Below are 12,382 nucleotides of genomic sequence, written 5' to 3' on the forward strand. Positions count from 1 at the left end.
TGCCGGTCAGTGGCGATACCTTGCTCCGAATGATTCACTCGGCTCCCTTGCCGGATTTCGTTGCCCCGACCGTTGTCGGCATCGACGATTGGGCTTGGCGTCGTGGCCAGCGATATGGAACGATCATCTGCGATCTGGAGCGCAATTGCGTGCTTGACCTACTTCCCGATCGTAACGCCGACAGTGTTGCGCGCTGGCTGAAGCGCTGGCCCGGAATCAAGGTCGTCGCCCGCGATCGTGCGGGACTTTATGCTGATGGCACACGCTGCGGCGCGCCCGACGCGGTGCAGGTGGCGGACCGCTGGCACCTGCTCAACAGTTTGGGGGACGCCCTGCGCCACGCGGTCGGCCGCCATCGTCACAACGTAGCCGCCGCCGTACAAATCATGGCGTCCGCGCAAAGACCGAAGACCGGCAGTTCCACGGCGCCGCCCGGCCTTGCACAGTTGCGGGCGGATCGAAAGGCTGCGCGACGCGAACGCTGGGATGAAATCTGTCGCCTACGCGAGCAAGGTTGCCCGACATCCAGGATCGCCCACCTGCTCGGTGTCGACAGACGCACTGTACAGCGCTGGCTAGCCGCTGGCGGCGAACCGGAGCATTCGCGTCCTTACAGACCTTCACATCTTATCGGTCCCTTCGAGGCGTGGCTCGAAGCGCGGTGGGCCTCCGGCTGCCAGGTGGGCCAGCAGCTTTGGCGAGAGCTTCAGCAACAGGGGTATACTGGAAGTCGGGTGACCGTCGCGCGATGGGCCGCGGACAGGCGTGCACGTGCGGACGCGGGAGGAACAGTACAACCACACCTGACCTGGAAAGCTCCCACGCGTCGTCGCTGTGCTTGGTACTTGAGCCAGGATCCGGATCAGATCGATGCTGAAGCCAGGCTGTTCCTCGGCCATCTGTTTGCGCAAGCTCCGGAACTCGCCACGGCGGCCGATCTAGCGAAGCGGTTTGTGTCCCTTCTCAGTGGTAGCGACATCGCCGAGCTCGATGAATGGATCACGCAAGCAGCCAACAGCGAGCTCAAGAGCTTCGCCAACGGCATCGCGCGCGACATCGATGCGGTCCGAGCGGCAATAACTACCTCCTGGACAACCAGTCCGGTCGAAGGCCAGATCAGCAGGATCAAAGCCATCAAACGACAAATATATGGCCGGGCAAGCTACCCGCTATGCGTCGACGCGTCCTTCTGGCTGCCTGAGAACAACCCCGCACCCTATCCAACCCCAGTCGCTCAGGCTGCACCAAATATGCGGAAGAACCCAAGAAGGACGCGATATCGCGAGCGCCGGTCGTTTCGGCGAGGTCGCAGACCCTGGCATGTGCAGAAGCTTCTTGTACGCGAACCGGGAGCTCTCTTGGTCGCAGCCTGGTCCGCGGCGGGAAGGCGAGGAGCTGTAGCCGCCGATGAACGATCAGGAGAAGTCTGAATCCGCCATAGTAGCTATGAAGTCGCCGAACAATAGAGGTACGGTGGGCGGAGGCGATGGAGCGAAGGGCGGCACCAAGGCAAACGCGAGACAGCAAAGCACACTCCGGACACGGGGCCGGGATCGTGTGATCCAGGAGCTTGATCGCGTACGGCGAGCCGCAAGGCAGAGGAAGAAGGAGCGGTTCACCGCGCTTCTCCACCATATCAACACAGACACGCTCCGTATGGCTTTCTATGCGCTCAAGCGCAAAGCAGCCCCCGGCGTGGATGGTGTGACATGGCAGGACTTCGAGACAGATCTGGAGCCTCGGCATGCGGATCTGCACCGGCGGGTCCACGGAGGAGCGTACCGTCTCCAGCCGTCCCGTCGGACGTACATCCCGAAGACTGAGGGCTGGGAGAGAGCGTTGGCGATCGCTGCCTTTGGAGGACAAATCGTCCAGGGTGCGACCGTCATGGTGCTCAACGCCATCTACGAAGGCGACTTCGTCGGCTTCTCATACGGGTTTCGACCCGGTAGAGGACCACATGATGGGTTGGACGCCCTGGCGGTAGCGATCACCACGCGGAAGCCGGTCAATTGGCACTACCAGATTTGGGCGTTTTGCAAGCAGTATCTTCGCCGTAGGATGACGGCAAAGAGCCAACAGCTTCGAAACGCGGAAAAGAACGCCATGGCGAGCATCAATCTCAGCTCCCAATCCATTGCAGGTGCACCTGCCGGACAGCGAACCATCACCACCCTAAGAGTCATCAAATGGAGAGTGCTGGCCCCGAGACGTCGAGGATTCCAGATGACACGCGGGATGAAGCCGATGGCGCGGATGGTCGCAGCAACAAGGCGCGCGCTCGCTATGTACGCTCGACCGGTGCTGCGCAATCTGGTGGCTCTATCGTCTCCATTTCGGATTCACCGGCGACGTGATGTTGGGGCTCGCCACGGTCACGGTTGCCCAGGAGAGATCCCGCTGCGGAATTTAGAAATCGTGCATCGAGCGCATCCCAGCTCGGTCGCAATGGCGCGCGCAATCGGCTTTGAAGCGAGTTCCGTCCGGGCCAAGAGATCGAGCTGTTATTAGTGGAACGAGCTTTGGTTCGGGGCGGAGTTGCGGTCGCCTTGTCCAAGGCGGGTGATATGCAATCGTAGCAACCCGGCGTACCGCGTGATCGCGATATACCAACCCTCAGCGGCATTTGCGCGCCGAGGACTGGTCATCAGCAAACTTCAGAACGGCATCTAAGAATCTGAAGTCTGGAGCCTCGTTAGTGAGGTCCTCAATTGAGCTTGTAAGAGGCCTGAAAGAACGTGCCCCATCGTTCCATGCTGTACTTCGCAAATCCTGGCGGTAACCGATCGCAGCCGGGTTCGCAGTGCCTGTTTTCGGCCTCCTTATTCGTCCACATGGCCCAATAGCGGCCTCCAACGCCTAGACTAATATTCTTGGTGACAAAGTACGACAAAAGGCCTTCAATTTGGACTCCGCCGCCACCATTGCCGTATTGTTCAGCAAAGGTGGTGTTGGGGCGCAAGAGAAGATAGTCGCGGCCTTTGAAATCGGTCCAGGGCAGGTAAGCGATATCAGCATTCAGGCGCCAGCGCTCGGTCAGCATAGTTTCGGCGCTCAGGCCGATTCGAGGCGCATTCCATTGAGTATCCTCCGCGCCGACGATTCTAGTCTCGCCCGGCTTCAGACATGGTTCATCCTGAGGCGCGACCTGAATGCAACCAATGGTGTCTGAGCTCTGGCTGTAATAGGCCCAGCCTATAAATGCACCGACTTTGTAGTTCGCGCTGCGCAGGAAATCGTAACCGGCGTCCGCCGTGTAATATGCGAACCTTTCGTTTGACTGACCTGAAAGAGTATTTTGGTACGGGTATCCTTTGTGCCGGACCAACCAATCTTCGTCGTTCATCTTCCCTTTGTTGAAGCTTCCGATGCCAATGTGCCCTTCATGAACACTCCCCAGGGACTGTCGACACGGCCGAATACCTCTCCCGAAAGCCCGTCCAGTCCGTGATAAGTGAGCCGCGATAGGAGTAGGCTGGGGTCTCCGGCATAGCTACTCTCAAGTGCGCCGTGATCCCACTGGAATCGTCCCCGGCTCAGCCAGAGCCGCGAGCCGCCTTCGAACGACCATCCGGGCGCGTAGGGAATGGGTGGTACGCTGCCCGCTGATTTCGCATACGGCGCATCGGACCTTGGTGCGGCCCCTAGGTCCATGCCAAAGTGGTAGTTTAAACCAACTCTTCCGATGTGATAGTTGCTGGACAGGCTGGTTGTGTTCGCCGGCAGGATCGCAGACGGAGATAACTGCACCGTCGAAGCGGTGGCGACACTCGGTCCGGCGAAATGCAGATAGTCGTACTCGACATTCACCGACCATGCAGGCGTAAGGGCTTGCTCCAGACCGACCCCGATGACGCCACCAACTCGGCCATAGTCGAAATGGATTTTCTCCTGTGGCTGGCCCTCCGGTTCCACGTTGTTGACGATGTCGCCCCGATTGTTTTGCCAGGCGACGCCTGCCTTGAGATAGGCAAGCGTTTTCCCTAGCGCGCCGAAGGCATAGCCGATGCGGCCGGTCCCGGTGGCAAAGAGGTTGGGACCTGCGTTGCAGTTTGCGCTTACAATCAAGTGGGAGGCGGCTAGGCAGGTGTTTGAGCCGTTGGCGGCAGCTGCGCTGGCATCCAGTTCGAGGCCGAACACCCAACTGTTATTCTGCCAATTGTAGCCGATCTGGCCACCTGCGACGAACGATGGAACATCGACGACGTCGCCATAGATCGACGGGCCAAAGGGATTGCTAAAGGAGGTTCGGCCGTACCCGCCGCCGCCGTGCCCGCCAATGTAGCCTCCAGACCAGTCCCACACCGCCGGTGGGAGTACTTGTCGCTCGAGGTCCGCCATAGCTGTACCCGTTGTGACGAGCACCACCGTCGTCGCACCCAAAAAGAGAACTCTTGATCGCATAATGATTGCCCTGCACTTTCCCGAGACGCGGTCCCGCTCGCGGCAAATCGTCGGAGCGACTAGACACGTAATGACGCGCCGGGGCCGCTCCGAAGATCACCGCACTGCGATTGGTGATGATGTCCTGAACGAAGCAAGCCGCGTGCCGGACTAATCGTATATTCTGCGCGAGTTTTCTAAGAGTGTGTCGCGTCAACTTCCTTACCATGGTTTGAAGGCGGACAATTGAGCGTCGATAGCCCTACATTGCGCAGCAAGCGTAGAAGGCGCGCGCATGTGCGAGTTTATGTTTGTTCATTGAAGTGTGCGCGGACCCGTTCCGCTCTTAATGAACAGCGTAATTTAAAGTGCAGTGTTCTTTTGTCCGCGCGAGCTACGGTGATGGCAAGCAGCCGGTCGTTGCAAGTTCAGCTCGTGTCAGTTTTTGGGAGCGTGAGTGCGCGAGAAAGCTAGGAGTCGCGCCCGGACCGCTTTAGCGGCGCCCGTCGTCTTGCGGCTTTCGTCGCCTTCGTTGCGTCCTTGATCGCGCAGAGATAGTTGACCGGAACGAGGGCAAGATCAGATGGAGCTCGGGCCGAACTCGATCACTCTTTAGTGGCTGATCTCATTGCCCAAACGGGTCTCAGGGGCGCGACTGGATGGGAAAGGATTTTCTCTGCACTGCGCGCGAAAGTAGATCTAGGGGCAAAGAGCGAGCCACAAGCGATCGTCATCAAATGCGTTTGTGAACAGCACATCTGCGACTCTGACGTCAAGCGGCACAATCAGCCTATGCTAACATACTATCAGTCTCAGTTTCTGCAGCCATCTCAGCTGCGATCGAGAATTGATCGAGCATCATCAGATTCTGAAGTAAGTGCGAGATCGGGCACACCCGCGGAGATCTTGCCTAGGTTAGGCTCTGCAGATGTTGTGAACTCCACGTCGTGGTTATATGTCATGGAAAGCACGTTCCGGGCCGTGGGCCACCGCACTCTGCACGCCAGGGATGTCGAACGAGGCTGCGCCCGCAACAATTTTCAAGCTCAAGGAGGCAGTCGCAAAGAAGGGCGGGTCGGTCCATGGCCGTAATTAGTTGCCGAAACGCTTCCCGTAAACTTCGCCGAAGAGATCAAGTCGTCAGACCGCGAACTACGCGCACCATTAGCTTCGTACGTGTAGCACACGTCGAATAGAGCTGCCAGCTTGAGCGTAGCACGCGGATCTTCGACGATGCCGGTGCAATCCACGGCGGCGCCGACTTGTATGTCGAGAGGAATAGCATTGACTGTAGCATCAGTATTGGTGGACTCATTGGCGGCCAAGAGTCCAGCTTGCACGGTTAGAGTTCAAGCTTCAACAGGGTTAGATAGTGGAGCTAGATACTGATCGAAAAGCTTCTCAGCGACGTCGCGATGGACATTGGCCGCGATCTGCGGATGTGACCGGTCACCTATCCCATTGGCCGTGGCTGGCAGAATTGAATGCGGTTGTCACAGGGCCATTGCTACCAAGTTCATCTTCTTACGCCATGGCCGCTTGAGACAATCTTTGCTCCTCCAAGGTTTTACTGTTTGTCAACGCGACCAAAAGCAACGAACCGGACGGTGTGAAGGCATTGCGAGCTGGGCTTGCAGCCACCAAACAGACGTAGTCCAAGCCGACTTGAACAACCTGAGGTCAAAAGAAAGCCAATCCTCATTCTGGAGCCGCGCAATTGCCAAGCGCCAATGAGAATCAGGATTTTCTAGATTACGGGGAAGCGTACGGAATGCGAACCGGTGGTAGGCTCCCATGCTCAATAGACCGCCTCACTCAGCCGAAACGCATTTTCGACCATCCGCTGGCCCACCTCGTCACCCAGCGACATCAAAGATTCCGGGTGGAACTGAACGCCACCGACCGGCAAACTCTTGTGCTCGACTGCCATGGGCATGCCATCTTCTGTACTGGCCGTGACCGTAAGTGCCTCGGGCATGCTATCGCCTTCGAGGTAAAGAGAATGATAGCGGCCAATTACGATCTCGCTGGGCATGCTTTGCATCAACCGGCCGCCCCGCACCCGAATACGGGAGGGCCGGCCATGTGCGGGCTGTGGAAGTTGGCGGAGCTGGCCGCCGAAGTACTCACCGATCGCCTGTACACCGAGGCAGACGCCGAACACCGGAAACTTCTTCTCCAGCGCCAGCTCAATGATCTTTTTGATTCCGAAATTCTCAGGTCTGCCCGGTCCGGGCGACAGCACCAGCAAATCCCACGTCTTCTGCTTCAGCATGTCGAGCGCATGCACATAGCGGACCACGGTGACGCTGGCGCCGACCTGACGGAAGTAGTCGGCGAGCATGTGCACGAAACTGTCGTCGTGATCGATCAGCAGCACCTGCTTGCCCGACCCGATTCCATTGGGCGTAAAGGTCGACAGCGGCTTCGGCGGATCGCCACGCAGTGCCTGGAACAGCGCCGCCGCCTTCACCTGGCACTCGCGGTCTTCCGCGGCGGGATCGGAGTCGAACAGGCAGGTGGCGCCGACGCGCACCTCGGCGAGGCCATCCTTCATGCGGATCGTGCGGATGGTCAGGCCAGTGTTGATGCTGCCGTCGAAATTCACCGCGCCGATAGCGCCCGCATACCAGCGGCGCGTCGAGCGCTCGTGATCCTCGACGAACTGCATCGCCCAGAGCTTTGGCGCGCCGGTGACGGTGACGGCCCAGGCATGGGTAAGAAGCGCGTCGAGCGCGTCGAAGCCGGGGCGCAACATGCCTTCGACGTGGTCCACGGTATGGAAGAGTTTTGAATAGGTCTCGATCTGCCGCCGTGCCAGCACCTTGATCGTGCCGGGCACGCAGACGCGCGCCTTGTCGTTGCGGTCAACGTCGGTGCACATGTTGAGCTCGAACTCGTCCTTCTCGGAATTCAGGAGCTGGCGGATCTGCTCGGCGTCACCGATCGCATCGGTACCGCGCGCGATCGTGCCTGATATCGGGCAGGTCTCGACACGGCGTCCGTCGGAGCGCACGAACATTTCCGGCGAGGCCGAGACCAGGAATTCGCCCTCGCCGAGATTCATCAGCGCGCCATAGGGCGACGGGTTGATGACGCAGAGGCGCTGAAACACCTCGGCCGGCGAGCGCTCGCAGGGCTCGGCGAAGAGCTGGCCCGGCACCGCTTCGAAAAGATCGCCGCGGGCGAAGGCCGCGCGCGCGGTCTCGACGGTCGCCTGATATTCGCCGGGCGCGTGATCGGCAAAGCCCTGGCGATCCGTCTTCACATACGCGCTCTCGGCCGTCTCGCGCGGCAGGCCTTCGGTCGATTTGCCCTTCCAGGCGAAATCGTAGGAAAGCACCACGCCGCGGCCAGTGGCGCGGTCATAGGCGAGCAGGCGATCCGGCACATAGAGCACGATGTCGCGCTGGTCCTGCTCGCGCGGGCGCTTCTGGACGAGATCCTCGATCTGGAAGACGAGGTCGTAGGCGAAGGCCCCGAACAGGCCGAGCAGCCTGTCGTCATTGGCGGAAAAGGCGGCGACGATGTCGCGCACCAGCGACATCACGCTGGCGCGCCGGGTGCGCTGCTCTTCCTCGACTGGCGCATCGCCCCGGATGATGTGGCCGGCAAGCCGCGAGGTCGTCCTCTCGGAGATCACCACGCAAGGCTCGCGCAGGACGTCGGCGAGGAAGGCGATCAGCACCTGCCCGCGCTGGTTCAGCGCTTCCAGCCTGAAATTGATGCCAACGGTTTCGAGCTTGAGCGGCGGATCAGAGAAGCCGAGGTCAAAGCTCTCGTAGCGGCCGGGCACGGTCATGCCCGACGACAGCACCACGCCAGGGCGGCGGTCCAAGAGCTCCGTCAGCTCATCCAGCCGGTCCGCCGGGCCGCAGTAATGCTGTGCATTGCGTGTAATGAACAACCCGCGATGGGTGCTAAATTCACTGCGCTCCGGCACGGAGAAGACTGTCCTGTTCATGAGATCCTCCACCAAAATTGTTCAAGAAATGCCGCACGAGAGGTGAACGGGCCCCCGCACCTGGTACGCGCCTCTCTCTCTCTGTGAATCCGCCTTCTCGCGCTCCATCCAGAGCGTCCATTTGGATCTTCGTTTCCGATTGTGCAGCCCCCACGTGATGCGCCATCCAAGTTCCGATCGAGCGTCGCAATCTGCTGGGTGGGTTATCGATTGGGAGGAGAAAGCTAAATGCTATGAACAACGCGAGTAACTGTTAACGCAGATCTGGATGCTGATGATCCTACAAACTGACGTCGCGTCACCTTCAAGCTATTAATCAGTCGTAATGATGTTCCACAAACGGAGGGGGCCCGATGCCAAGGTTGTCGAGGGGCTCTTCGAGCTCGACTTAGTTCTCGATCACGCCGTCGTACTTCTCCTCAACCGCAATCAGTTAGGTAATATCCGCGCGGGGCGGCCTGACTGCTCGTGTTCTTGGTGATCTCAACGGCTGGCGTGGGCGCAAGATCCATTTTGCATATAACATAGCGCATTGGCGAAGACTCGCTGCGGGCTGGGTCGAAGGGCGACCCGCCGCCAAAGGAAAGTTTTCTGGCCCCATCCAGCCCGACCGAGTCCCTTTCTGTAAACACCTTGCCCCAGTCTTCAAATCTCGGGCTTAAAGCGAGCAACCGCTGCCAGAGCTACGACCGCAGTGTCTCCGTTCGGACTTGGTTGTGTGCAAACGGGTAGGTCGGCAAGCGGCGGTGGTCGCCGGTCATTGCAGGGGGCTGATCTTCTCGTGTCGGGTCGTTCAATGTCCGGCCAAAGTGGGTGGCGCGACGCAGTATTTCGCTTTTGGACGCACTTTCCGCCCTTCAGATGTCGCGGATGGCTGCAATCAGGCTCGGTTTGCCGACGATGTTCATCACCCGCGTCATCATCAGGCAGGTAGGCGAGATCCTGCTTGCCGAACCGGCCCTCCGCCTTGGCCGTTCGACGTTATGGGCTTGGGCAAGGTGACTGCAACGCCAGCCTCTCGCAGGCTAATATCTCCCCTCCGTCGAAGTAGCCGCCGGGCGACCGCCTCGAGTTTGTCCACTTCGAGCACCTCTTTGGCTTGCTTCGACATCATCAGAGCAAGCTGCCCACGGTCGTTGCCGACGTTTATGACCTCTTGCGTAACAATCGGATGGTGTTCGGTGTCGCCCGCGGCCTGGACATTGTAGCCGAGGATACCCGATCCGCGTCCGCTGGTGGCCACCCAACGGGCGTCCGGATCGGTGAGCGATATCTGTTGATCGGGCGTGTTGGCATCTGCATCAAGCACTTCCAGGCGGCTCATCTCCTTCAGCCGAGTAATCTTTTCCTTGATCATCGTCCTGATGCTGATCGCGTCTGATGGCTCCTGCTGATCGGCGCTATCGAGTTGACGCAAATATCGACCGACGCTTTCCTCGACCTGCGCCGCCCGCCCCTCGCCACCTTGGCTTGCGTGAAGTTACGGTCGCGGTTGTTCACCGCCTTGAACTTGCTGACGTCAATCGAGAGTTGGAGTCTGCAACAGGCCCATTTGCCGGCATAGTGCAACGAACTTCGTACAAACATTCCGGATCGCCGCATCTTTTTCGGAAATCGGCGATCGTCCTATGACGGGGAGTCTGGCCGCAGACCAGCCACATTACTACAGCTTTGCAAGGCTCTGAGCGGGAGCCTTTCCGCGTCCACTTGGCGTCACTCCTTCAGACCCAGCTTCAATTCTCGATGCAATCCCTTAGGACCTGCTTGACGTGTGCCGGCGGCTTGTGAAGCGAAAGAAGCTGTGGAAGAATTAAGTGTTCGGAGGCATTTTCGGCTGAATGGCTCGCAAAACCGCTAGATAGATGGGCCTAGAGTAATCTGGCAACCGACATCACCCCTGATACCCCGTGCCAAGCGCGATGTTGAAACATGTCAGCAGGGGCGCTTTCCTTCCAAGTGCCGAAGCAAGGCAACAACCATCTTGAGATTCTACACTTGCGCTGATCGGACTCTTGCGGTTGAGCATCAGACCAAGCTCTGAGGCCTGGCGGTAGTCATCTTCCTTAGAGCTGACCAAGGCCTCGGGTGATTATCATCAGTACGGCTTTCTGGCAGGTTCGAACCAACTTGGCTAATTCCTCAGTCGAGCTATTTCATGGAAATAATCCCTTGTGTGGCAAGCGCGTCTAGAACCCGATTGGCCAATTGCTCCGGTGGCTCATCCAATGTCTTCAAATGCACCTCCGGTGTGTTCGGCGCTTCGTACGGGGCATCGAGCCCAGTAAAGTTCTTGATCTTGCCTGACTTTGCCTTGGCATAAACGCCTTTCGGATCGCGTCGGACGGATTCGTCTATTGGCGTATCTACGAAGACCTCTACGAATTCACGGTTCCCGACGAGCTTGCGCACCATGTCGCGGTCGGTCTTGTAGGGCGAAACGAACGAGCAGATGACAATCAAGCCGGCTTCCAGCATCAGTTTCGCCACTTCACTTGCACGCCGGATGTTCTCCATCCGATCTGCTTTAGTGAAGAGGAGATCACGGTTGAGACCGCGACGTAGGTTGTCACCGTCCAGCAGCATCGTGTGATAAGACCTCGCGAACAGCTTCTGGTCGACGATATTGGCGATCGTTGACTTGCCGGCACCGGAAAATCCGGTGAACCATATGATACACGGCTTCTGATGCTTGAGCGTCGAACGCTGCTCCTTGTCAATCGTCAACGGCTGCCAGGCGGTGCTAGCCGATCGCCGGAGTGGAAATTCGATCATTCCCGCGCCGACGGTCCGGTTGGTATAGCAGTCGATCATGATGAAGGATCCCGTGCGCCGGTTGACACGGTACGGATCGAAGCTCGCAGGCAGAACAGTGGCCACTTCGCAAAAGCCGATCTCATTGAAATTCAACGTGGCCGCCGCCACTGGCTCGCACGTGTCGACGTCGATCTTGTATTTGAAGCGGTTAATGCTGCCGGAGGCGATCGATTGCGTGCCAATCCGGAATGCATAGGAGCGGCCCGGCACCATTGGTTCCTCGTCCATCCAGATCAGATGAGCAGCAAACCGATCGGCGATTTCAGGCGGCTGCGTGGGGCTCGCCAACATATCACCGCGGCTGACATCGATCTCATCTTCGAGGGTAATCGTCACCGCATCGCCTGCTTCGGCAGCTGCAAGGTCACCATCATAGGTCACGATCCGCCTCACACGCGAGCTGCGAGCCGAATGTGCCACGACGATTTTATCGCCAACCGCGACACTTCCGGAAGCGATAGTGCCAGTATACCCGCGGAAATCAAGATTGGGACGGTTCACCCACTGTACCGGAAAGCGGAAGGGCAGGCCGGCCGTCTCAGATCCTACCTCGACACTCTCGAGGTAATCCAGGAGCGGCGGGCCGTCATACCAATCGGTATTGCCGGATCGCTTGACGATGTTGTCGCCGTATCTGGCGGAGATTGGAACCGGGATGATCGAGGTGAAGCCGAGCTCCGAAGCAAAGGCAAGATAGTCGTGTACGATGCCGTCGAAGACATCCTTTCGATAGTCGACAAGGTCGATTTTGTTTACGGCGAGGAGGACGTGCCGGATACCCAAGAGCGAGCAGATGAAGGAGTGGCGTCTGGTCTGCACCAGAACCCCTTTGCGCGCATCGATCAGGATGATGGCGAGCTGCGCGTTGGAGGCGCCGGTCGCCATGTTGCGGGTGTATTGTTCGTGGCCTGGTGTATCGGCGACCATGAACGATCTGCGCGGCGTCGTGAAAAAGCGATAAGCGACGTCAATGGTATTGCCTTGTTCGCGCTCAGCCTCAAGGCCGTCGACCAATAAGGCGAAGTCGATGTCACCTCCGGTCGTGCCTTGATTGGCGCTATCACGCGTGAGCGCCTGCAGCTGGTCCTCATAGATCATCTTGCTGTCGTGTAGGAGTCGGCCGATCAGCGTCGATTTTCCGTCGTCGACCGAGCCACACGTGATGAAGCGCAATTGATCCTTGCCGTCGGCCTCGGCGACGAAAGGCGCGGCTTCCATATC

Annotated in this window: 7 protein-coding genes; 2 read left to right on the plus strand and 5 right to left on the minus strand. The window is 58.8% G+C overall.

The features are described from left to right. On the plus strand, positions 1 to 1,430 hold a 1,430-nt coding region (locus AOQ71_RS43520), incomplete at its 5' end, for an ISL3 family transposase (RefSeq protein WP_157083592.1). 409 nt (positions 1,431 to 1,839) lie between these two features. Next, the gene (locus AOQ71_RS48175; RefSeq protein ID WP_245317011.1) at positions 1,840 to 2,511 is read left to right on the plus strand and encodes an RNA-dependent RNA polymerase family protein; all 672 of its coding nucleotides are present in this window, start codon (positions 1,840 to 1,842) and stop codon (positions 2,509 to 2,511) included. Between the two features lie 196 nt (positions 2,512 to 2,707). Here AOQ71_RS48175 and AOQ71_RS48180 read toward each other — a convergent pair whose 3' ends face one another. The 5 genes from AOQ71_RS48180 to cysN all read right to left on the minus strand — a co-directional run bounded on the left by AOQ71_RS48180 (position 2,708) and on the right by cysN (position 12,379). Next, complete coding sequence (locus AOQ71_RS48180; RefSeq protein WP_245317013.1) at positions 2,708 to 3,346, minus strand: hypothetical protein; 639 nt, start codon at positions 3,344 to 3,346, stop codon at positions 2,708 to 2,710. Beyond that, positions 3,343 to 4,341: an outer membrane protein gene (locus tag AOQ71_RS48185; protein ID WP_245317014.1), complete on the minus strand. Its 999-nt coding sequence runs from the start codon at positions 4,339 to 4,341 to the stop codon at positions 3,343 to 3,345. The genes AOQ71_RS48180 and AOQ71_RS48185 overlap by 4 nt, the downstream gene beginning before the upstream one ends. A gap of 1,840 nt (positions 4,342 to 6,181) precedes the next feature. Beyond that, positions 6,182 to 8,347, minus strand: a complete 2,166-nt coding sequence (locus AOQ71_RS20095) for an anthranilate synthase component I (protein WP_057749872.1) — start codon at positions 8,345 to 8,347, stop codon at positions 6,182 to 6,184. 922 nt (positions 8,348 to 9,269) lie between these two features. Further along, a complete protein-coding gene (locus AOQ71_RS20100) occupies positions 9,270 to 9,764 on the minus strand; it encodes a hypothetical protein (protein ID WP_057749823.1) in 495 nt (164 codons plus the stop codon). Positions 9,765 to 10,495: 731 nt separating this feature from the next. Then, positions 10,496 to 12,379 (minus strand): sulfate adenylyltransferase subunit CysN, encoded by a 1,884-nt coding sequence (gene cysN / locus AOQ71_RS20105; RefSeq protein ID WP_057749875.1) that lies wholly within the window; start codon positions 12,377 to 12,379, stop codon positions 10,496 to 10,498. Between the last annotated feature and the right edge of the window lie 3 nt (positions 12,380 to 12,382).

Source organism: Bradyrhizobium manausense (assembly GCF_001440035.1).
Taxonomy (GTDB): domain Bacteria; phylum Pseudomonadota; class Alphaproteobacteria; order Rhizobiales; family Xanthobacteraceae; genus Bradyrhizobium; species Bradyrhizobium manausense.

Bases quoted from the DNA above. Each gene is read 5' to 3' on its own strand.
- AOQ71_RS20095 (WP_057749872.1), bottom strand. From the start codon at position 8,347: ATGAACAGGACAGTCTTCTCCGTGCCGGAGCGCAGTGAATTTAGCACC.
- AOQ71_RS48185 (WP_245317014.1), bottom strand. From the start codon at position 4,341: ATGGCGGACCTCGAGCGACAAGTACTCCCACCGGCGGTGTGGGACTGG.
- cysN (WP_057749875.1), bottom strand. From the start codon at position 12,379: ATGGAAGCCGCGCCTTTCGTCGCCGAGGCCGACGGCAAGGATCAATTG.
- AOQ71_RS48180 (WP_245317013.1), bottom strand. From the start codon at position 3,346: ATGAACGACGAAGATTGGTTGGTCCGGCACAAAGGATACCCGTACCAA.